The sequence below is a fragment of the Vibrio natriegens NBRC 15636 = ATCC 14048 = DSM 759 genome, from assembly GCF_035621455.1.
Taxonomy (GTDB): Bacteria; Pseudomonadota; Gammaproteobacteria; order Enterobacterales; family Vibrionaceae; genus Vibrio; species Vibrio natriegens.
Genome location: NZ_CP141823.1, coordinates 745,576 through 767,883, shown reverse-complemented (window position 1 = coordinate 767,883; position 22,308 = coordinate 745,576). Strand labels below are relative to the sequence as shown.

General features: G+C 44.6%; 20 protein-coding genes and 1 tRNA gene. 11 read left to right on the top strand and 10 right to left on the bottom strand.

Annotated elements, in window-relative coordinates:
• The first annotated feature begins 179 nt into the window (after positions 1-179).
• Positions 180-2,216: a PhoX family protein gene (locus VER99_RS17955; RefSeq protein ID WP_020334646.1), complete on the top strand. Its 2,037-nt coding sequence runs from the start codon at positions 180-182 to the stop codon at positions 2,214-2,216.
• 71 nt (positions 2,217-2,287) lie between these two features.
• On the opposite strand, the gene VER99_RS17950 is transcribed toward VER99_RS17955, so the two are convergent.
• Positions 2,288-3,508, bottom strand: coding sequence for a GGDEF domain-containing protein (locus VER99_RS17950; RefSeq protein WP_020334647.1), 1,221 nt, complete (start codon positions 3,506-3,508; stop codon positions 2,288-2,290).
• A 107-nt stretch (positions 3,509-3,615) separates the two neighbouring features.
• Positions 3,616-4,926 carry a branched-chain amino acid transport system II carrier protein gene (gene brnQ / locus VER99_RS17945; RefSeq protein ID WP_024373025.1) on the bottom strand — a complete coding sequence of 437 codons (1,311 nt, stop codon included), beginning with the start codon at positions 4,924-4,926 and terminating at the stop codon, positions 3,616-3,618.
• A 55-nt stretch (positions 4,927-4,981) separates the two neighbouring features.
• Here brnQ and VER99_RS17940 point away from each other — a divergent pair, with 55 nt between their 5' ends.
• Together VER99_RS17940 and lhgO are read left to right on the top strand one after the other, a co-directional pair.
• A complete protein-coding gene (locus VER99_RS17940; RefSeq protein ID WP_155521828.1) occupies positions 4,982-5,128 on the top strand; it encodes a hypothetical protein in 147 nt (48 codons plus the stop codon).
• Positions 5,129-5,634: 506 nt separating this feature from the next.
• Positions 5,635-6,879, top strand: a complete 1,245-nt coding sequence (gene lhgO / locus VER99_RS17935) for an L-2-hydroxyglutarate oxidase (protein ID WP_020334650.1) — start codon at positions 5,635-5,637, stop codon at positions 6,877-6,879.
• Positions 6,880-6,905: 26 nt separating this feature from the next.
• On the opposite strand, the gene VER99_RS17930 is transcribed toward lhgO, so the two are convergent.
• A complete protein-coding gene (locus VER99_RS17930) occupies positions 6,906-7,517 on the bottom strand; it encodes a DUF2913 family protein (protein WP_020334651.1) in 612 nt (203 codons plus the stop codon).
• A gap of 33 nt (positions 7,518-7,550) precedes the next feature.
• Positions 7,551-7,634 (bottom strand) — tRNA-Leu (locus VER99_RS17925).
• A gap of 561 nt (positions 7,635-8,195) precedes the next feature.
• On the opposite strand from VER99_RS17925, the gene VER99_RS17920 reads away from it, so the two are divergent.
• On the top strand, positions 8,196-9,404 hold the full coding sequence (locus VER99_RS17920; RefSeq protein WP_020334653.1) for a NupC/NupG family nucleoside CNT transporter: 1,209 nt from the start codon (positions 8,196-8,198) through the stop codon (positions 9,402-9,404).
• A 49-nt stretch (positions 9,405-9,453) separates the two neighbouring features.
• Here VER99_RS17920 and VER99_RS17915 read toward each other — a convergent pair whose 3' ends face one another.
• Together VER99_RS17915 and VER99_RS17910 are read right to left on the bottom strand one after the other, a co-directional pair.
• The gene (locus VER99_RS17915; protein ID WP_020334339.1) at positions 9,454-10,548 is read right to left on the bottom strand and encodes a DUF3541 domain-containing protein; all 1,095 of its coding nucleotides are present in this window, start codon (positions 10,546-10,548) and stop codon (positions 9,454-9,456) included.
• A gap of 72 nt (positions 10,549-10,620) precedes the next feature.
• A complete protein-coding gene (locus VER99_RS17910; protein ID WP_020334341.1) occupies positions 10,621-11,217 on the bottom strand; it encodes an alpha-ketoglutarate-dependent dioxygenase AlkB family protein in 597 nt (198 codons plus the stop codon).
• Positions 11,218-11,352: 135 nt separating this feature from the next.
• On the opposite strand from VER99_RS17910, the gene VER99_RS17905 reads away from it, so the two are divergent.
• Positions 11,353-12,735: a diguanylate cyclase gene (locus VER99_RS17905; protein ID WP_024373024.1), complete on the top strand. Its 1,383-nt coding sequence runs from the start codon at positions 11,353-11,355 to the stop codon at positions 12,733-12,735.
• A gap of 344 nt (positions 12,736-13,079) precedes the next feature.
• Here the strand turns inward: VER99_RS17905 and VER99_RS17900 are convergent, their stop codons facing one another.
• Positions 13,080-14,636, bottom strand: coding sequence for a DUF3612 domain-containing protein (locus VER99_RS17900; RefSeq protein WP_014233550.1), 1,557 nt, complete (start codon positions 14,634-14,636; stop codon positions 13,080-13,082).
• 174 nt (positions 14,637-14,810) lie between these two features.
• On the opposite strand from VER99_RS17900, the gene VER99_RS17895 reads away from it, so the two are divergent.
• Entirely contained in the window at positions 14,811-15,389 is a 579-nt protein-coding gene (locus VER99_RS17895) for an aldolase/citrate lyase/malate synthase family protein (protein ID WP_014233551.1), read from the top strand.
• Between the two features lie 105 nt (positions 15,390-15,494).
• On the opposite strand, the gene gefA is transcribed toward VER99_RS17895, so the two are convergent.
• Positions 15,495-16,508: a diguanylate cyclase GefA gene (gene gefA / locus VER99_RS17890; RefSeq protein WP_020334344.1), complete on the bottom strand. Its 1,014-nt coding sequence runs from the start codon at positions 16,506-16,508 to the stop codon at positions 15,495-15,497.
• 181 nt (positions 16,509-16,689) lie between these two features.
• Between gefA and VER99_RS17885 the strand changes: the two genes are divergently transcribed.
• Both VER99_RS17885 and VER99_RS17880 read left to right on the top strand, forming a co-directional pair.
• On the top strand, positions 16,690-18,234 hold the full coding sequence (locus VER99_RS17885; RefSeq protein WP_020334345.1) for a cryptochrome/photolyase family protein: 1,545 nt from the start codon (positions 16,690-16,692) through the stop codon (positions 18,232-18,234).
• Positions 18,234-18,941 carry an SDR family oxidoreductase gene (locus VER99_RS17880; RefSeq protein ID WP_020334346.1) on the top strand — a complete coding sequence of 236 codons (708 nt, stop codon included), beginning with the start codon at positions 18,234-18,236 and terminating at the stop codon, positions 18,939-18,941. The genes VER99_RS17885 and VER99_RS17880 overlap by 1 nt, the downstream gene beginning before the upstream one ends.
• A gap of 10 nt (positions 18,942-18,951) precedes the next feature.
• Here the strand turns inward: VER99_RS17880 and VER99_RS17875 are convergent, their stop codons facing one another.
• Together VER99_RS17875 and msrB are read right to left on the bottom strand one after the other, a co-directional pair.
• The gene (locus tag VER99_RS17875) at positions 18,952-19,104 is read right to left on the bottom strand and encodes a DUF2256 domain-containing protein (RefSeq protein ID WP_014233555.1); all 153 of its coding nucleotides are present in this window, start codon (positions 19,102-19,104) and stop codon (positions 18,952-18,954) included.
• 10 nt (positions 19,105-19,114) lie between these two features.
• A complete protein-coding gene (gene msrB, locus VER99_RS17870; RefSeq protein WP_020334347.1) occupies positions 19,115-20,254 on the bottom strand; it encodes a peptide-methionine (R)-S-oxide reductase MsrB in 1,140 nt (379 codons plus the stop codon).
• Between the two features lie 180 nt (positions 20,255-20,434).
• On the opposite strand from msrB, the gene VER99_RS17865 reads away from it, so the two are divergent.
• The 3 genes from VER99_RS17865 to VER99_RS17855 all read left to right on the top strand — a co-directional run bounded on the left by VER99_RS17865 (position 20,435) and on the right by VER99_RS17855 (position 22,003).
• Positions 20,435-20,833: an OsmC family protein gene (locus VER99_RS17865; RefSeq protein WP_020334348.1), complete on the top strand. Its 399-nt coding sequence runs from the start codon at positions 20,435-20,437 to the stop codon at positions 20,831-20,833.
• 114 nt (positions 20,834-20,947) lie between these two features.
• Positions 20,948-21,502 (top strand): sugar O-acetyltransferase, encoded by a 555-nt coding sequence (locus VER99_RS17860; protein ID WP_020334349.1) that lies wholly within the window; start codon positions 20,948-20,950, stop codon positions 21,500-21,502.
• Between the two features lie 141 nt (positions 21,503-21,643).
• Positions 21,644-22,003 carry a DUF805 domain-containing protein gene (locus tag VER99_RS17855; protein WP_014233559.1) on the top strand — a complete coding sequence of 120 codons (360 nt, stop codon included), beginning with the start codon at positions 21,644-21,646 and terminating at the stop codon, positions 22,001-22,003.
• Positions 22,004-22,308: the final 305 nt, after the last annotated feature.

Here is a 22,308-nt window from a genome sequence, read left to right as displayed (position 1 = left end):
TCTTCTGTGTTGATAGGGTGTTTAACCGCGCTAGAGTCGATTTGGTGAAGAAATAATTCAGCAACATAACCTTCATTTATCTTAATTATTATTGTCACAATGTTTCTCCAAACTTCCCCTCGTTCAACTACTTATAAAATCTAATTTAAAATTAAATCAAATATTGGGAAAGTGAGATCATGAGTAAGGAAACGTTCAACGCAACGCGCTTTAACCACAGCAATAACAAACCTTTTGAAGAAGTATTAGAAGCGAGTCTATCTCGTCGTAGCATTTTGAAAGGCGGCTTGGGCATCAGTGCGATGACTGCGTTTGGTGCTTTTGGCTTGGCTGGGTGTAATTCATCTAGCTCAGGTACTTCGACAAGTGCTGCGTCTGGAGTATCAAAAGCAGTACTCAACTTTGAATCGATTCCTGGTTCGTTAACGGACGCAGTTTCTATTCCATCAGGTTACACCGCGCAGGTATTGGTTCCGTGGGGGACACCTCTAAATGCTCAGGGTAACGCATGGAAAAATGACGGTTCAAACACCAGTTCTGACCAGCTTAACGCATTAGGCATGCATCACGACGGTATGCATTTCTTCCCATTGAATGACAGCACGACAGATGGCTTGCTATGTATCAACCATGAATACATCGATACAACAGCGCTGCATCCGAATGGCCCAACGGTTGAGAACAATGTTCGCACCATCGTTGACGAAGTTCGTAAAGAAATCAATGCTCACGGCGTATCTGTGGTTCGTATCCAACTTGAAGACAACATGTGGAAGCTGGTTGATGCTGATCCACTTAACCGCCGCTACACGGGTGCGACAGTGATGGATCTATCTGGTCCAGTTGCGCACACTGAATTGACAGTAACACGCTTTTCTCCTGACGGTAGCCAAGCTCGCGGTACGCTGAATAACTGTGGTAACGGCTACACACCTTGGGGAACTTACCTAACTTGTGAAGAGAACTGGCCAGGCTATTTCGTTAACGCGGGTACTCGTACAGAAGAGCAAGATCGTATTGGCATCGAGTCAGGAAGCACTCGCTACTTATGGGAAACTCTAGCTGGTAACGCTGAAGAGCGATTGGATGAGTTCACTCGTTTTAACTTAGCACCGACAGGCGCAAGCTCAAGTGACGATTACCGCAACGAAGCTAATGGCCATGGCTATATTGTTGAAATTGACCCATACACGCAAAACTCTCGTGCGAAAAAACGTACTGCGCTAGGTCGTTTCCGTCACGAAGGCTGTGCATTCGGTAAGCTGGAAGAAGGTAAGCCGGTTGTATTCTACTCTGGTCACGACTCTCGCTTTGAATATCTTTACAAATTTGAATCAGCTGCTGCCTGGGACCCTGCTGATGCAAACCCAGCGAATCGCCTGGCAACAGGTGATAAGTACATGGATGAAGGCACGCTTTATGTTGCGCGCTTCAATGAAGACAGTACAGGTACATGGCTGCCACTAACGCTAGATAGCGTCACCACTGATGGCGGTACGCTGGCTGACGAGTTCGACTCATTAGCAGAAATCATTCTCAACACAGCGGGTGCGGCTGACAGTGTTGGTGCAACGCCGATGGACCGTCCTGAGTGGTGTACAGTTGACCCATTCACTGGCACGGTTTATCTGACACTGACTAACAATACTCGTCGTACAGAAGATACCAATGCGGCAAACCCACGCTTAAACAATAAATTTGGTCACGTGATTCGCTGGGATGAAGGCGATTCTGCTACCGAGTTTAGCTGGGATATCTTTGTGTTTGGTTCACCAGCAAATGGTGATGCTGACACTAACCGCTCAAGCCTAACGGAGTTAAACCAGTTCGCAAGCCCGGATGGTTTGTCTTTCGATGGCCGTGGCATCCTTTGGATTCAAACGGATAACGGTGCAGACGAAGTGACCTCTTACACCAACGACCAAATGTTGGCAGTCGTACCATCGAAACTGACTGATGAAAATGGCGACCAAGCGACGATTGGTGCGGATAACCAAGCCGAACTGAAACGCTTCTTTGTTGGTCCAAACGGTTGTGAAGTGACTGGCTTTACCATTAGCCCAGATTACAAATCATTGTTTGTAAATATCCAGCACCCGGGTAACTGGCCATACAGCGATGATGCAGCAGAAGAAACACCTGATGGTACAACGGTTCGTCCTCGTGCATCGACAGTTGTGATTCGCCGTGAAGACGGTGGTGAAATCGCAGTATAACTGCCGCCAGTAAACGGTTTTAAAAAGCCCTGCTTGTGCAGGGCTTTTTGTTTTGTAATCAATGCAGAAATCTACTTAGAAAGAGAAAGTGTGCTGGTGATCGTGTGCATAGGAGCCTCTGGGAGGTCATGATATTGACCAAAAAGCGTAACTTGATTACGGCCAGAATGCTTAGAGTGGTATAGCGCGACATCGGCTTGAGTCAGTGCCCTGTCCATCGTACTGCTTTGTACGAGTTCACTGACCCCAAAACTCATCGTAATTTTGAACTCAAATGACTGAAGGGATGCTTCATTTTCTATCGCCGTTCTAATCTGCTCTGAAAAATTTTTTGCTTGATCCAATTTGTCTAAAATAATCATCAAGAACTCATCACCGCCCACACGAACGACACATGCGGATTCAGGCAACTGTTTTTTAAGTATGTTGGCTATCTTTTCCATCACCTGATCGCCGGCATTATGGCCAAATTGGTCGTTAATTGCTTTAAATCGATCAATATCGGCCATCACGACACTAACAGGAAGGTTATGTTTACTCGCGTCTTTGAGCAGGCACGGAACGATATCTTCCAATGCTCTACGATTATAAAGACCGGTTAACGCATCGCGTAGAGATAAGTCATTAATCGATGCAACAAGGCGGGCATTAATTAACCACAAAATGTTAAAACTTAAAGCAACGATCAGACAGATACTAAATAAGAAAGTAAGTTGATGGATAACGCCTGCATTCATAAAGCTAGCCATCTCTGGTGCGAATATACTCCAAAGGGCTCTTGCTCCCATAAAAGCGCTATAACAAAAGAAAGAATAGGCCATGGTTTTTACAGGAAGGTTTAGATCATTTTCTTTACCTTTGAGCATCGCAATGCCACTGCATAATGTCACCAAACACAGATAAACACTCAGGTAGATAACGCGACTTTTGACCGAAGGTTCGTAAAAAGTGAAGTAATAAAATGAGGCGCTAATCAAGGGGATAAAACACGCCATAGTGTGGGCGAGTTTAAGTGGAAAAGAACGGAAAATGCTCACACTATAAAGCGTGAGTAAGAAGCCTATTAAAATAAGCGTATTGGCCACGATAATGGTGACCCAGTCGGGAGCGGAATCTCTGAGTCCAAGCAAAAATGGTCCGAGACCAATAAACAACAAAGAGACAGAAAAAGTGCTCAATCCTTTTATTTTATTCTGTGTGTATTGGTAACATAGGAGGCTAATAGAACAGATGCAAGAAAACAAAATAACAATAAAGTTAAGTGTTCTTACATCTAAATAGTGATTGTCCATAGGCGCTCCGTAATGAGTTATCACTCAGGTAACTCCTTTACCTGAGTTTAACAAATAAGCCCCTAATATATTAACGTAATTATAGATAGTTGTCTTATGTGTGACCGCTATTCTTTGACCAACGCCAGAGTCTCCCCTTTGTTTTCGTTTGGTTTAAACAACAGGCCGAGCCCAGCAATGACGACGCTCGGTACAATCCAACTGGCAAATTCATTGTAGAGAGGCAGGTGAGCGCTCATCCATTGATCAATGGATTCAGGCATATTACCCAGAATATGCATTGCATCGACACAACCAAATAGTAGTGCGGTGAACGCTGTGAATACCACCATTAGTTGGGACATTTTATTACGCAGTGGAGCCATCATCATTAAGGCAATCGCGACTGGATGCAGGGCAACCACTACCGGTAAGGTAATTGCCAGAAGTTGTTCTAGTCCAACATTGGCAATCAATCCTGCCAATACCATTGTTGTGATGACACTGCCTTTGTAGCTTACTTTATTAAAGGTCTTGTCATAGAACTCGCTTCCTGCCGTGGTGACACCAATAGCCGTTGTCAAACAGGCTAAGACCATGACTGCGCCTAATAAAAGCGAGCCAAAAGCGCCAAAATGACTGAAAGTAAACGCTGTTAGAATCTCACCACCGTTACTGAATTCATTGCCCAGGTAAGTACTCGTCGAGCCAATGTAAGCCAAAGAAATATACACAAACGCCATGGCAACGGCATACATAAGAGCGGCGATTAAAGTGTATTTTGCCGTTGCTTTTCGGCAGTTTATTCCCATGCTTCTAATTGCGCGGAAGATGATCCAACCAAAGCCAATTGATCCCAGTGCATCCATCGTCATGTATCCCTGAGTCAGGCCTTCTGCAAAAGCACCTCCTAGGTATGGTCCCGTTGCGTGAGTGGAATCACCGGCAGGGTAGACCAGTGCCGTCACTGACAAGACAATTAAGATTGCCATTAAAGCGGGTGTCAGAACTTTTCCGAGATTGTCTATCAACTTACCGGGATATAGAGCAAACAAAATGGTAACTACGCAGAACACGGCGGTGAAGGGGATTAATGCTGCATCACCAAGCATCGGCGCAAAGCTAAATTGATAAGCCACGGTAATAGCGCGTGGAATTACGAATGCCGGACCAATGACGATGAAAACCATTACCCAAAAGCTGGTGGCTAATGGTTTGGGTAAAGCAGCGGTTAATTTATCTGAGCCATTAACAATCGCGACGATCACCAATGCCATTGCAGGTAATCCCACTCCGGTCAAAAGAAAGCCTGCCATACCGCTGAGAAAGTTTTCGCCAGCCTGATACCCCAAGAATGGAGGGAAGATAAGATTACCCGCGCCTAAATACATGGCGAAAGTCATAAAGCCTAAAGCAGCGATATTGCGTGCGCTTAACATTGTTATTCCTCTTGTGTTTCGCTTGAAAGAAACTGAAAGGAATGGGGAGTGTGTAGTGACCCGTCAGCTTCTTATCAAGCTGACAGAAAGTGTGGTATTGCCTGTCAGCCCTGAATCAGTCTCAGAGAGAGCAGGAGGATCGCAGCAGCAACACCTGAAGGGCGTTTTAATGCAAATGTTGATTGCATGGTCGCTGACATGAGAAATCCTTATATAGTGAAAAATGCCAAGGGACACGTTTGCCTTGGCTCATCGCTACACTAACGAACATTACGACCTCGGCACAACCCTACAGAGGAAAATAAGTTGATACGGTTAAGGTTTGTTTTTAGGTTGGCATTATAAACTGGATTTTAAGAGATAAAATGGAATATATAACTGCTGTGTTTTGGCTTGGTATTTTAGTTTATGGCTTTCTGCTCTTCATTTGGATTTTTTCGCTACAACAAATTGTTCAAAAGGTAAGCAGATTACCATTGTCCTAATCTCTGCTTCACGATGAAGACATTTTTTCTGCACAATTTTAATGAAAGTGTAGTTTGGGTGTATTTTTCATAGTGACCCTGGAGAGCCGTGACAATTTCTTATGTCGGATAAACCAATGTTGTTTCGTGTGGCAGGCTACGCGGTATTCCCTGTCAATTTTGTTTACAGTGGCGGTAATTTAAGTTGCAGCAGTCTTAACTCTGGGTTTTTATTTGAGGTCGTATGAAATCAGTTTATGACTACATTGTCGTCGGCGGTGGTATCGTTGGCGTGTCTACCGCTTGGCAATTACAACAGCGTCATCCTGATCGTTCCATTTTGCTGGTGGAGAAAGAGTCTGGTTTCGCAATGCATCAGACCGGACATAATAGTGGCGTGATTCACGCTGGTGTTTACTATGCTCCGGGCAGCCTGAAAGCCGAATTTTGTAAACGAGGCGTTGAGGCTACCATCGCATTCTGCACCGAGCACGGCATTCCGGTTGAGAACTGTGGCAAACTTTTAGTGGCGACCAGTGAGCAGGAAGTCGAGCGAATGAATGCGCTCTATGAACGTTGCCACATCAATGGCATCGAAGTTGAGCTACTTGATCAAGCGCAGTTAAAGCTGGCGGAGCCAAACATCACGGGGTTAGGCGCGATTTATGTCAAAGACACAAGTATTGTTGACTATCGATTAGTGACGAAACACATGGCGAAAGCGTTCCAAAAGCTCGGTGGGCAAGTTAGCTTGCGTACTCAAGTGGTTGCGATTGAAGAAAAAGATCAAGAGGTGCAGCTTACTTGTGTTTCTGACGGCCAGTCGATGCAACTGAACTGCAAGATGTTGATGACTTGCAGCGGGCTGATGGCTGATCGCATGACTAAAATGATGAAGATTAAGACCGATTTTCAAATCATCCCGTATCGTGGTGAATATTATCGTCTGGACAGCAAACACAATCATGTTGTGAATCATCTTATTTACCCCATTCCCAATCCTGACTTACCGTTCTTAGGCGTTCATCTGACTCGCATGATAGATGGCTCTGTTACTGTGGGGCCGAATGCGGTTCAAGGCTGGAAGCGGGAAGGATACGCTAAATTGAACTTCAGTTTTCGAGATACATGGAGAATGCTGCGCTTTTCCGGCTTTTGGAAAGTTACGCGAAAACATCTGAAAACGGGTTTAGAAGAGTTGAAAAACTCTTGGTGGAAGTCTGGCTACTTACAGCTGGTCAACAAATACTGCCCCATTATCCAAGTTGAAGATCTTAAACCTCACCCAGCAGGTATTCGGGCTCAGGCTGTGTTATCCGATGGCACATTAGTGCATGACTTCCTGTTTGCAGAGACTGCTCGTAGCCTGCATGTGTGTAATGCGCCGTCACCAGCCGCAACGTCAGCAATACCTATCGGAGAATACATTTGCGATAAAATCGATGCGAAGATAAAAGCGAAAGTCGATATAGGCGAAGAGCGCTATTGATGAGATGTTTGTAAGAGGCTCTCGGGTTACGCAAGCTCGAGAGCAATACGTACGAACTGCTCATCTTGATATTGAACAGCGTAATTAAACGTGTTGTTGGCGTAAATACTACCAAGGAATAGTGAACGCTGACTCATAGGGCCACGGAAAAGCATCGAAATAGGTGCGATCAGGGCGTTATTGTCGTCGAAATGCTGATTTAAGTTCTCAGAGAGGACGCATAGCAGACAGCCATGTTGATCATGCGACAGATCGACATCCTCCGGACGAGAGAGCAATACGGTAGTGCCTAATTTCTTTTCGATTTCGTTAATAAGTAGCAGGTAGCTATCTAAATGTGGCTGAGGGTTACTTGGCTTGTCTGCTCCCACACAGCGTTCCAGCAATACTTCTAGATTACCGCTTTCCCCTTTAGCTTGCTGAGTCAGCGATTTTAATGGCTTTTTAATCAGCTTGTAGCGATTGCTTTTCAGCTTTGGTTTAAGCCATTTTTGCAGCAGATCATTACGTTCTTTTAAAGCGATAGGGCGAGAAGAAGCATGAATTTTAAAGTGTAGATGCAGTAAAGCATGCACAGCAAGTTCGCTCAGAAGTTGGTTTGCATCTGTGGATGGTCTTGCCTGCTTAGAACTTTGCATTACTCTCAAACGAAATCAAAAGAAGAAGGATAATGGTGCCGAGAGAGGGACTCGAACCCTCACACCAAAGGCACTAGCACCTCATGCTAGCGTGTCTACCAATTTCACCATCTCGGCATCATGATGCTCTGTAGTTACAGAGGCTTCGGAAAGAAGCGATTCAAATTGTATAACCAAATTCCATCTCTTGGCGAGTGTAAAGTTAAGCATTTTTGGCCATTCTAGTTTGATTGCGCATTTATTGGCCGTTTTCCGCTTTTTTAGCCAAAGGAATTTTACTTATAGCCCTGATTTAGATATGGACATTAACGAAAAATGTCTGGATTGCATGAAATATGAACGCTTGAACGTTTGCTTTTATAAATGTGATGAATATCTCTTTTTATTGACTATACTGTCGTCCCGTTTAAACGGGATTTAGGGTTTCGTTGTTCAAGGCCCTTACCCATACAAGCCGTCACATGGAGCAGGCAGAGTAATCAACTCGCCAGCAGTGAATGACCCCACGGACCGGACCAGCTCCCTTTAATTGCTTGTATAAGGTAAAAATAAGATGTCGAACTATTCGCTCTGTCTATATTCACATTCGCTGAGTGTGCCATCACTTAATACGTTGAGTCATTCTTTCACCAAGCTCTTTGGTGCTTCTCTTTTCGTTCACGTAGTGTAGGCCGAGTCATGAGTATCCTATTTAGTTTATTTGGTATCGCTGCACTCATTGGTTGTGCTGTTCTTCTTTCCGAGAGTCGTTCATCTATTAACTGGAAAACGGTACGCCGTGCATTACTGTTACAAATGGCTTTTGCGGCGTTAGTGCTTTACTTCCCGATGGGGCAGGCGGCACTTGCGAGTTTGAGTAGCGGTGTTGCCGGTCTGTTGAGCTTTGCAGACGAGGGCATTAAGTTCCTGTTTGGTGACTTAGCTTCTACTGGCTTTATCTTCGCTATCCGTGTCCTGCCTATCATCATCTTCTTCAGTGCGCTTATCTCCGCCCTTTACTATTTGGGCATTATGCAAAAAGTTATTCAGTTTATTGGCGGTGCTATCCAAAAGTTTCTTGGTACTAGCAAAGCTGAGTCTTTGGTTGCAACGGGTAATATCTTTTTGTCTCAAGGTGAATCACCGCTTTTGATTCGTCCATTCTTATCCAGAATGACACGATCTGAGCTGTTTGCGGTTATGGCCGGCGGCATGGCATCTGTCGCGGGCAGCGTCTTAGGTGGTTACGCAGGATTAGGGGTCGAGCTGAAGTATCTGATCGCAGCGAGCTTCATGGCTGCACCAGGCAGCTTGATGATGGCTAAAATCATCGTACCTGAGCGCGAACAGCCGAGCGATTACAGCAATATCGAATTGGATAAAGCGGACGAAAGCAATGTCATTGATGCGCTAGCAAGTGGCGCAATGGGCGGTATGAAAGTTGCGGTTGCAGTAGGCACCATGCTGATTGCATTCGTCAGTGTCATTGCTATGGTGAATACCGGCCTTGAAAACTTAGGTAGCGCGTTTGGCTTCTCGGGCGTGACGTTGCAAGCTATTTTTGGCTATATGTTCTCGCCTTTGGCTTGGTTAATTGGCGTCCCAACTCATGAAATTCTTGCGGCTGGTTCGTATATTGGCCAAAAAGTTGTGATGAACGAGTTCGTTGCATTTATTGATTTTGTACAGCACAAAGCGGCGTTGTCTGAGCATACTCAAGTTATCATTACCTTCGCTTTGTGTGGCTTTGCAAATATTGGCTCGATAGCGATTCAGCTGGGTTCCATCGGAGTTATGGCTCCTGAACGTCGTAAAGATGTTGCGAATATGGGACTCAGAGCGGTTGCGGCGGGTACGTTAGCTAACCTGATGAGCGCGTGCTTAGCGGGTATCTTTATCTCTCTGTAAAACTCTCGCTTCATTTAGTACGAAAAACCCGCCGTTATGGCGGGTTTTGTTATTTTTGCTCTTTCGGTACCAAACCATAGGGTATCGATTGAAACGATTTGGGAAATGATTGGTAACTCGGCCCTTGGCTCACGCCTTTCCAGTCCAGCAGCATGATGGCTAACACGTTTCGATGCTCACCAAATTTAAGATCAAAACTCCCTTCGACAGACGGGATCAACCCTTGCTCTTTATCCAGAGCTGCTCGTATCGCATTTCGTGTCTTTTCTACCACAGGGTCATGCGTTAGCCCTGCTAGAAGGAAAGAAATGCCAACTTCCGCAATGACATCTTCTTTGCATCGAAGCAGTATGGTATCGATGTTTTTGCGCAAGTAGTCGAAAATCCACTGATGCTGTTGTTCACTTACTTGTTTTTGGTAGTACTGAGAATCGGCAAAAATAATGTGCGTCATGCCGTAAATTTTGTTCGCATACTGTTGAGTCGATAGCTTCTTATCTTTTTCGTCGGGATAGGTTGCTTGAAACGCTTGTGTAAACGCTTCAACCACATCTTGCTCTCCGAGCTGTTTTAGCCAATACACTTGATTGGCTAGCTGCGCCGCCCAAGCTTCGATCATCTCTTGGTCAGTGGCGTATCGAGTAAAATCATACCTGCGCAACACTTCTCTGAGAGTGGTATCGTTTTTGTGTTTCAAACCGTATTCGTCTGCTCTTGCCATTGCGCCGAGCAAATCAATGCCAAGGTATAAGTACTCTGGGTGGTGCTTTGTCACCGTATACCGCAGCTGGCCTCGCTCATCGTCTTTATTTTGATAGCTTGTCAATCGTTGTGACGCATACAAAATGATCTCTTCGGGCTGGATGACTTCGGAGGACAGTTTATTTAACCGGCTCGCGACTTGCGCCATATCTGTCCAAACAGCGGGTAGGTATTTTGGGTCCTGCGTCTGTCTGTACATACGCAGACCAAAATGCCCCTCTTTAAATGGAGGAAGAGTGAAAAGTTCCCGTTCATAAGTATCCCGAATTACTTGCGCTGATTGAGCGTAGCTTAAGGGAGGAGATTCAACCTCGTTGGCTTGAGTTTGAAAAATGAGAGAGCATGATAGTAAAAACGCTAAACTAATAGGCTTGATACGCATAATTTCATTCCATGAAAATCTTTTCTAAAGTTATCACCAATACTTACATGAAGTGTAAAAGGTTGGTCAATACTACAAAATATGTCGAAAAGTCAGGTTGATGCGCTCACCTTTGGGCTTTGAGGTTTTGGGAACGCAGTGGCGCCAGTGGTGTTGAAGCTCTCCGGTCATGATCAATAAAGCACCATGAGAAAGATCGTATTCAATCTGGGTTTTACAATGTAAATTCCTTAGCAAAAATCGTCGACTGTCACCTAAATTTAGCGAAGCGATCACCGGATTTCGGCCTAGCTCGGGCTCGTTATCTTGATGCCAACCCATAGAATCCTGACCATCGCGGTATAAATTGGCCAATACCGAGTTGAAAGTTACTTCAGCGATGGCTTCACAACGCGCTTTGAGAGTAAGCAGTTCGGGTGTCCACGGATAAGGGGTCATTGTCAGCCCTGAATAGGTGTAAGCGGCGTCGCCATGCCAAGCTTGCAGCCGAGGTTGCAGGACTGACTTGCCAAAGATGTTAATTCGTTCTTGCTGCCATGGTAATGTTTTCCTGAGGATAGCAAAAAAGTTGTCGGCCTCGGCAGCTTCAAGAAAATTTGGATGATAATAGAGTTTACCTTGCTGCACTTCTTGCCAGAATGAGCTGCTAAATAAGTCATCTTGTTGCATTTTTTACCGCTCTACGTATAAATTTTTTAGATTATTGTTACCTTTATGATAGCTATTGAGTATTATTTGATTAAATAAGAATTTTAACAATAAATGAAAGCGTCTCGCAGCGGTATGCGAGATAGTGGGGAGCCAATGCGCCACTTTCCCAAGAAACAGTATTACTTTGCCTTATTCTTCCTGATTTTTTTCGTTTTGTTTGTCGGAGTTGTTGAACTATTACATCAAAACCAAAAAGAACATAACCGAGAGCAATTACTCGCTGAAGCCAAAGATCAACTTTCTATCCTCCGATCCAACCTGGAGGCAGGCCTTATGGCCGACATTTACCAAGCCAGCACTTTAGGTACGTTAGTGACATTGCTACCTGAAAGTGGTGCGCGCGAGTTAGGTATTGCCGCAGAACGTATTCTGAATAAAAGTAAGAATATTGATGCCATCGGTATCGCAAAAAATGACGTTATAAATCATATGTTCCCACTCAAAGGTAATGAGAGTGCGCTCGGGCTGGATTATAGAACAGTTCCGGAGCAATGGGCGCAAGTGAAAAAAGCCAGAGAGATTCAAGAGATATTCATCGCGGGGCCCGTTACGCTGGTGCAGGGTGGGCGAGGGTTGATTGTTCGAGTTCCTGTATTTCGAGATCCGCCAACAAATAGTGATTATTGGGGCGTTATCAGCGCGGTTATCGATTTTGATAGTTTGCTGAAAGAAACAGGCATTCTCGAGTTTTCTCATCGTTATCCTTTGACGATAAGAGGCTATGACAGTAGTGGTGCATCTGGCGATATCTTTTTTGGGGTGCCGAATTTATCAAAGACAAGGTACGCGACAGAGACGGTTTACTTCCCTTTTGGAAGCTGGAGTTTATCCGTATTCTCAAGTGATACATTGGAACAGCAACTGCCGTGGTACGAATTCCATGTGGTTAGAATTCTTGGCTATTCGGCTTTGTTGGCTTTGAGCGTTACGTTTATTGTTATTTATCGTCTGTATATCATCGCCGACACTCGTGCCTTACATGATGAGCTGACAAAATTGCCAAATCGTCGTTATTTCATGCAGTCCTATAAGCAGCAGTTTGAGCTCGCTAAGCGCTATAAAAAACGATACCACTTTGCTTTGGTGAACATCGACCTCGACCACTTCAAGCACATCAATGACACGCATGGTCATGATGCTGGCGATACCGTTTTACGAGAGACAGCGGAACGCATTAAAGGCAGTTTACGTCGTTCTGATATGGTTGCTCGCATGGGGGGAGATGAATTTTTAGTTGTCGTTTATAACCCAAAATCAGAGCAGAGCTTGTTGGCTTTACTACAGAAAATCGAATCAGCGATTTGCACGGCTCCGGTCATTTACGGGCAGGAATTCATTAAACTGCATGTGAGTATGGGTTACGCGATGTTTGAACCTGGAATGACCTCGCCAGAACAAATGTTGAAAATTGCCGACGAAAGAATGTATCAACACAAGCATGGTAAGCATCAAGCGGCTAAAGCTAAATTAGGCTAATCGGAAGCCGTTCTCGTTTTAAGACCTGGCGATCACTGTGGTTTCGCTGCTTGGTTGGGCGGTGTTCTTTTTGAGAAAGTAATTAGTAGCAATGCGGTTGGTAGCATATTTGCATTGCGTTGCGTTTTGCAATTGCAATTTGCAAAAATCCTGGTTAATAAAACAACGATATGCATCTGGATCGTTTAAAATACGGGATTTAAAAGTTGGCACGCATCGTGCTTGTATATAAGTGACCCTTATTAAGCCGAGGGTCACCTAGCCAACTGACGTTGTTAGTGAATGCAATTTGTTCACAAGTATATACCGCCAATCACGATTATTGTGATTGGCGTTTTTTCTTTCTAGAGGTTGAGAATGTTCACCTCATCTCCTGTTTGATCTGCTTCACCACACTTGCTGTAACAACTTGGCTGTCTTGGACAAACCGCACCTCTCGAGCAGATCAGTCTTGCCTGAGTCTGTATTCCACGCTCTATCCAGTTAATATTTAAAATTTTGGCGATGGTCGTTAAATCCTTTTTGATGTGTGTCGGAATAACACTACTGCCACCTGACGCCACACACAGGGACTTCAACTCTTCTGCGATAGAAACGGCATCGCCACCTTGCGCAGTGATCGCTGGATTTAAATCGATACCAGCGCATAACACGCGGTTGTTCCCTGCCGGATCAAATACATTGACTGACTCACAGCAGTAAATGCGTGGTTCATCACCGACATTAAGAATCGAGATTTGAGCCGAGCTGGTATCCAGTGGCTGCGCTAAACGGCGGAACACCGCCCAATGTTGGCAAGGATCGTTTACTTTGCGCATGTTGCCCCACGGTAAAGGAATACCATTCCCTCGATATACCGCTTTGAGCTTTCCTGGGCCGTAGGCATCAAAATAATGCCAATGCGGGTAAGGTGAAACCACCGTCATTCGGCGCATGGCCACAGAAGGAGAAACCCCGGCTTTTTTGTGTACGTCGATTTCGTATCCAGAGCGGTCGAGCAATTGACGAAACGGTACTTTAGGGCACAGCAGCGCACCCGCAAAGAAGCTCGATTCAAAATCACGCCAAGCCTGCAGAATATCTTGTGAATTCAGTTCCGAGTTGGACATTGGGCTGTCCATTTGCTCCCAGTTGTTCTGATGCCCAATGGTGAGTACGTTGTTCATCGCATCACTACTGTGCAGAACTCGGTGACCAATGTAGACCGCCAGATCATATTTCAGTCTGGTCGGGTAATCGCGCATTCGCTTGTTGAGATAAATCGTCCCTGGCGCTTCCATAAACGAGGTGATCAACTGTTTAGCACTCACGCCAAGCTCATCGATCACATCTTGAGGTGCTCGGTCTACCCATCGGATGTCGAGCCCCATGCTCTTGGCAATATCGATCAAGTCTTCGACCGAAAGGTTCAAGCGTTTAAGACCGACTTCTTCAGCCGCTCGCTCTAGATCAGGAAAGTGGTTCTGATGATTCTCTTGGTGAGCTCGAATCAGTAAGTGAGCAAACTGGCGTCCTGTAATTCCTGTTTGGGAGAGCATTTCAGGAATCGCAATCTGAAGAATATCATTAGAAAACAGGAAACTTGGCTCCAGCGCCATGCCACTAATACCACCACGGTTACCTTTATTCGGGGTAATAGCTTCGAGTTCCGGTTCATCATCTAAAAACCAAGCGGGATCTTTTTGGAAAACTTCCGCGATCACTTCCAGCATATCGATGCTCGGGACACGTTTTCCACGTTCAATCATAGAAAGGTAAGAAACCGAAGGCGCGTACTCTGGATTGATCCTTACACAGCGAGCAGACAAATCTTCCATGGTTAAATGGTTGTTTTTTCTCAGGTTACGTATTTTCGTTCCGAGAAAATGAGACTGACGAATTAAGCTTTTTGACACAGACATTTTTGTAAAATTCACACTGTAAAATTTTTGTTGTGAAATTGTAGTAAATTATTCGCTAGTCTACATACTAAGCAGACAAGGAAATTAACCATCAACTTCACAGAATTGTCTGAAACTTAAACAACAGAATTAAGTAAGTACTCTAGGACGAGTTTTTAGTGCGAGGATATGACGATGAATATGCTGAACTTCGATAATAAAGAAATGCAACAACAACAACGCCCATTTATCGCTGAAGCTGTATTTGCCGTCGAAGCGGTAAGTGCTGAGCAACAGAGCGAAAAACAAGTAAAAGCTAAGCAACTACTAGACCGTATGTTCCCTTTGGAGAACGGGTCACACCAAGACGTATCAAGCTACGTAATTGATTACCGTCATGTACTAGCTTACTTCAAAGACGGCTCTCACAGCGGTCTGGCAAGTCCGAAACATTTTGTGGCGTACACTGGTGAGAAAGAAGATCCTAAATCGATTTTGCTTAAAGATGAGTCAGGTAACCATGTTGAAGTAATGTTCGGTTGTCACAAAGGTACGGGATGTGTTGAACTGATGGACATTGATGACATTCAGTTAGAAACCCGCATCACGTTTAACCCTGAACTGACTGGTAATGCGCCAACGGCAATGCGTCACTGGATTAGCCTGGTTAAAGGTGACAAGAAAGGTAAGCCGATGGCTTGCAGTGAAGACAAAGAATACACGGCTAAAAATGGTGAAGATTACGTTCTGAGCTACTGCTACAACGTAGACTAATCTTCTGAATAAGCCAGATAAACAAAACCCTGCACAATATGCAGGGTTTGTTGTTTTTAAAGCGAGCAAGGTAAAGCCGTCGCACATTTGTTGCACGCTTTGATGCTAGATAGGCATGACTCGATTTCGACCTAACATCTTGGCATCATAAAGTTGCTTATCTGCTTTGGAAACCAGAGATTCCGCTGTCTCTCCGGGTTCAAATTCTGCCACACCAAACGACGCTGTTATGCTGTGAACCTGAGTGCCCGTGCGTTTATCTTTTACTCGTAGTTTTTCAATCATACGGCGCAGCGTATCAGCATATTGACGTGCAATACGCAGCGATTTGTTCGGTACAATTAACGCAAACTCTTCACCGCCAAAACGATAAGCACAACTTCCATCACGACAGCTCTGTTGCAGTCGTCGAGCAATCGATTTAAGAACGCTGTCACCGAAAAGGTGGCCATAACAATCGTTAAATTCTTTGAAATGGTCGATATCAAGCATTATCAGACTCATCGACTGATTTGCATCGACTAACGCGGCGAGATCTGAATCAAAAGCGCGACGGTTGTAGAGGTTGGATAGCCCATCAAATAAGGCGTCTTTCTGTACTTCTGCCAGTTGGGTTTTGAGGCGAGAAATCTCTTCACTGGCGTTGGTGAGCTGACTATTTAAAAACTTAGTTGAATGACGAATCTCATGCGCATCCTCTACGAACTGATGGACGGCGTTCATGACTTCCTCAATGCTCACATTGTTATCTTGAACTTTTTCTAGCTTGTTGACGCTCTTGTCTACCATGTCTGAAAATGTGGAGGTATCTGAAATCGTATCATCCATTGAACTTGATATTTCGTTCAACAACACTTCTATATTGTTTCTTAGATCGTCAAGACTGGTTTCCGCTTTATTTGCCACATAACGCTTATAGAGATTCTTCGTGGCAGCTGGCGGACAAACATCGTAGCTTTTTAACACCGTATCCATCTCTAGATTGAGATCTGGAATGGCGTTATCCACGTAGGTATACCAAAGCGCGTAGTTAGCTGGAGTTGCTGCTACGTAGTTTTTGATCATTAGTGGCACCGCTTTTTTTAAGTTAGCGGTTGATTTCTTAAACTCGTCAGTCATTTCTGAGATGAAAGTAACAAAATGGAATTAGTCTTAGAGTAGCGGAAAATGGAAAGTATCGCTTTAAATATTTGAATGCTTTATACAAAAATGAGTGATTAGGGTAATTATTGATAATTTAAAAGGCAGAAAACCCAAACCAATGACTAGAAGCAATAATTATTCGCATAAGGAATGATAGATGCGATATGAGACAGTTAGACTGATACTGGGTGATCAGCTCAATAGTGAGCATTCATGGTTTCAGCAAGTGGATGACAACGTACTTTTTCTGATAGCTGAACTGAAGCAGGAAAATACTTATGTGACGCATCATATACAAAAAGTATGTGCATTTTTCTCTGCGATGGCGCAGTTTGCGAAAGAAAAACAGAGTGAAGGCCATCATGTATTGTATTTGACTTTAGATGACACCCAGCCTTTTGAGAACCTAGAGCAATTGTTAAAGCACTACGTTAAAGAAGTGGGTGCGATTAAGTTTGAGTATCAAAGACCGGATGAATACCGGCTATTGGAACAGTTAGCGAATGTAAAACTAGAAGGCGTGGTTACGCGTTTTGTCGATACTGAGCACTTTTTACTGCCATTTGAGGAAATAGAGCCGCAGTTTCCGAAAGGGAAGCACGTCACGATGGAACACTTTTATCGCCGCATGCGTAAGCGTTTCAATATTTTGATGCAAGACGGCAAACCTTGGGGTGGAAAGTGGAATTACGACGCCAACAATCGCAATAAACTCAAAGCAAAAGACATCGAACAACTGCCTAATCCGCTGATGTTCAGCTTAAATGTGGATGAGATTATTGCGCGCTTAAAACGACACGATATCCAGACGATAGGCAAACTCGACGCAACTCTGTTGTGGCCAGTTAACCGTACTCAGAGCTTATCTCTTCTGGCGCATTTCTGTCAGGTCTGCCTCCCTTTGTTTGGACGGTTTCAGGACGCCATGACGGGCGAGCATGATGCGAAGTGGAGCCTTTACCACAGTCGATTGTCTTTTTCGATGAACAGTAAATTACTGCATCCGAAGGAAGTGATTGATGCTGCGCTTCGTGCCTTTGAGGCGAACCCCAATATCGATATTTCTCAGGTCGAAGGCTTTATTCGTCAAGTTTTAGGCTGGCGAGAGTACATACGCGCCATTTATTGGGCGAATATGCCACAGTATCCGCAGAAAAATGAGCTTGGGGCGTCACGCCAACTGCCCGGCTACTTTTGGAGTGGTGAAACGAAAATGGCTTGTATGCGTAATGCGATTGGACAGTCACTTGATTACGCCTACGCACACCACATCCAGCGTTTGATGATCACGGGTAATTTTTGTTTGCTGACAGAGATAGATCCAGACCAAGTGGATGAATGGTACCTTGGTATATACGTCGATGCGATTGAATGGGTGGAAATGCCCAACACCCGGGGGATGGCCTTGTTCGCCGATGGTGGCATTGTTGGCACTAAGCCCTACGCCGCCAGTGGCTCCTACATTAATAAAATGAGTGACTATTGCAAAAACTGCCATTACAACAACAAAGCTCGCAGCGGAGAAGGCTCATGCCCATTTAACAGTTTGTACTGGCGCTTTATGCACAAACACGAGAAGCGCTTAGCCAGCAATCCGCGAATCGGGATGATTTTCCGTTCGTGGGACAATATGGAAGAGTCGCAACGTCAAGCCATTCTGGATACTGCTGAGCAATACATATCAGACTTGGAGAACTTGTAATGAAAATTCTGGTTGCTGGTGGAAATGGTGGAATCGGGTGGGCGATAGTGCAAGAAATAGGAAGACGATTTCCGACTGCGGAGGTTCATGCTACCTATCGTCGACAAAAGCCAGACGTTCATCAAAGTGGAGTGATTTGGCATCAAGTAGATGTCAGCGATGAATCTCAAATAAGAAGCTTGAGTGAGTCTGTCTGCGAGGTCGATTGGGTGATTAACTGCATTGGCATGCTGCATATCAAGGACAAAGGGCCAGAAAAGAATTTGAGTTCTCTCGACGCCGAGTTTTTTCTTCAATCGGTCGCGGTTAATACCTTGCCAACTATGCTGTTGGCAAGGTATTTCACTCCTGCCTTAAAACGCAGCCACTCGCCAAAATTTGCTTCAATATCGGCAAAGGTTGGCAGCATCAGTGACAATCAACTTGGCGGCTGGTACAGCTACCGAGCTTCCAAGGCCGCGCTCAATATGTTTCTTAAAACCATGTCGATTGAGTGGCGTCGCACGGTAAAGCATGGCGTGGTTTTAGCGCTTCACCCCGGTACGACGGATACGCCTCTATCTGCACCTTTTCAGGCGAATGTGCCTTCAAATAAGCTTTTTACTCCACAGCGAGTCGCGTCTGATTTGATTCGGTTGATAGAAAAAGCAGCCCCGCAAGAGAGCGGGGCGTTTTGGGCGTATGATGGGGAGAGTTTACCTTGGTAACATCTTTTTACTACGACGCCGTTAGTGAGGACTTACTACGGCGACAGCGCTCTGAGCAATAAACCACTTCTGCCCAATTTCGTTGCCATTTTTTGCGCCAGGAAAACGGCCGTTTACAGATAGGGCAGGTTTTCGTCGGTAAATGCGCTTTAAACCCCTTCATACTTTTCCCACTATTTGAAAAGATACAAGTAATCGCCGTAACCTTGCTGCGCCATTTTATTTACAGGAACAAATTTCATCGCAGCAGAGTTCATGCAGTAACGCAGGCCGGTTGGTTTTGGTCCGTCCTCAAACACATGACCAAGGTGTGAGTCTCCGAATTTACTGCGCACCTCTGTTCTCGGATACAACAGCTTGTAATCGGTTTTTTCCACGATGTATCCGGGATTGATTGGTTTAGTAAAGCTTGGCCAACCGGTGCCGGACTTGTATTTGTCGGTTGAAGAAAATAGCGGTTCACCTGTGACAATATCCACGTAAATACCCGCTTTTTTGTTATCCCAATACTCGTTATCAAACGGCTTTTCTGTCCCTTCTTCTTGTGTGACGTAATATTGTAATTCCGTCAGTGTAGACTTGATTTTAGCTTGGGTAGGTTTGTTGTAAGCTTTGACCTTCGACAACAGCTTTTTTTCTTCGATAAGTTGGCGAAGGGTTTTCGGACGTTCTTTACGATCATCGCCGAACACGTCATCCAGGTACTGATCTCGTCCCGAAGCGTAACGGTAGTACTTGTATTTCAACCTGCTCTTTTTGTAATAGTCCTGATGGTACGTCTCGGCAGGATAAAACTTCTCAAATTTGATTAACTCAGTTTTCAGCGGTTTTGGGTAAATCATCGCTTTGTCGATTTCCATCATGAAGTCTTCAGCAATCTGCTTTTGCTGCGCATTGTGATAAAAAATCGCTGGGCGATATTGAGGACCGCGATCAACAAACGAACCTTTATCGTCGGTCGGATCGATGTGTCTGAAAAAGTAGTCCAGAACTTGCTCGTAGCTCACCACGCTTGGATCGTATTTCACCTCGACCACTTCAATGTGCCCGCTCTTACCCGAAGACACTTGTTTGTAGGTTGGGTTTTTAACGTGACCACCCGAATAACCAGAAACCACGTCCAACACACCGGTTAGTTGCTCTAAATCTGACTCTGTACACCAAAAGCAGCCGCCCGCAAGTGTCGCAACCTCTACTTTTTCCGATGTGTTCGTTTTGCTCATCGTATCCGCGCTGCTTACCGTACTGAGTAGTAGGAACAAGACTGGCAGCCCGAAAGAGAATCCGATTATTAACTTAGATAACGTCTTCATAGCATCCTCTATAATTAATTTCTCAACTGTTACGTAAATAGAAAGGTAACAGAGCGAAAAAATTGCACGAATCTTGAAAATTACGTTGTCCTTTTTTCTAACAAAGATAGAGTATCGGCACGAAACATACCTGCTCTTTGATACGAGGGTGTTAACGAACGATGCAATATGAGGTAAACCATGCAAGCAGAAGTTAAATGGGTCGAAGATTTTAAATTCCTAGGTCAGTCTCAGTTTGGCCATTCTGTCGTGATGGACGGGAATGGTGGCGCTACGGCTCCAAGCCCAATGGAAATGGTACTAATGGCGGCGGGCGGTTGTAGCTCTGTCGACGTTGTAGATGGCTTAAAATCTGCAGAGCAAAAGGTTGAGTCGGTCAACGCGAAGTTAACCACAGAGCGTCGCGAAACGGCACCGCGTATTTTTACCAAAGTGAATATCCACTTTGAAGTGTCTGGCAAAGATCTTAATCCAGAAGTTGTTGCTCAAGTTGCGGCAGATTCCCTCGAAAAATATTGCTCAGTTTGTTTGATGCTTGGAGAAGGCGTTGAGATGACCCATAGCTGGGAAATTGTTTAACCCCGCATAACGCCAAAAATCAGAAAACAGGAAGGAGAAAAGCGTCGTCTTTTCTCTTTTTTTATTTCTGAAATCACGTACGGTGAGTGGTGTTTTAAGTAGTAGGGTTTTCCAATGACAGAATTAGAGAAAATGATGTCTGGCCAAGTGTTTAATGGTATGGATGAATCAATCGATGCCATTAGGACGCACGCCACTCATGCATTGCGCGCGTTTAACAACAATACCGATGAAAGTCAGCGTGACGCGTTGCAAAAGCAACTGTTTGGTAAAGCTGGGTTGTGTATTGTTCAAGCTCCGTTTCACTGCGAGTTTGGTAAAACCATTGAAATTGGTGAAGAGACCTTTATCAACATGAATGTGGTTATGCTTGACGGTGCAAAAATTACCATTGGAAATAACGTCCTGATTGGCCCAAATGCCCAGTTTTATACCGCTTCACATTCATTGGATTATCGCAGTCGCCGACGCTGGGAAACCTTTTGTAAACCGATCGTTGTCGAAGACGATGTATGGATTGGCGGTAACTCCGTCATCAATCAAGGGGTGACGATTGGTGCTCGATCCGTCATTGCCGCAAACTCAGTTGTAAACAGTGATGTTCCGCCCGATTGCCTTTATGGCGGGACGCCAGCGAAATTGATTCGTCGTCTGGACGAAAAGGACTAGTTTCAAAACGATCTTCCATCAACCGAGTAAGATATGGTTGAAAATTGCGACTAAGTGCAAAAAGTTGCATTTGTCGAGGTAAGTATGAGTTATGCACTATATAGTTAGTGTTAGCAAACTTACCAAGTCGGGAGAAAAGAGATGGATTGGTACTTAGCAGTATTAAAGAAATATGCAGTGTTTAACGGAAGAGCAAGAAGAAAAGAGTATTGGATGTTCTTTTTGTTCAACCTTCTGATTACGATTGTTTTAGAAATTATTGATGGCCTTTTAGGTACGGCTTTGATTGGCGCTGTTTACGGGCTCGCTGTGTTGATTCCTAGTATTGCTGTTACCGTACGTCGATTACACGACATAGGACGTACAGGTTGGTGGGTATTGATTGGCTTGATTCCTTTGCTTGGTTTGATCGTACTGATTATTTTTGCTGCGACTGAAGGTAACAGAGGCAGGAATGAGTACGGCTCAGATCCGAAAGAGGCAGGTGAAGCCTTCGCTTAATATAACCAAATGACTTTAAGATGCTGAATTCAGAGCGTTGTCACTGGCTCGAGTTCAAGGAAAATAACCAGCGGAATAGAGAGTTTTTGCCAAGCCATTCTTGCTGAACTATGCAATTCGGTATAACTTTCTTTGAATAAATCTTGGCATTTTCCGAACACTGGATTTGATTTTAATCTCGGGTTAGTACCTCTTAAGCTTTAAACTGGCACTAATTATAAAATATGATTTTAACTATCGCTAAAAGCCTGCAATTACTTAATTTGCAGGCTTTTTTATTGTAGTTAACCTGAACGCAGGCTAGT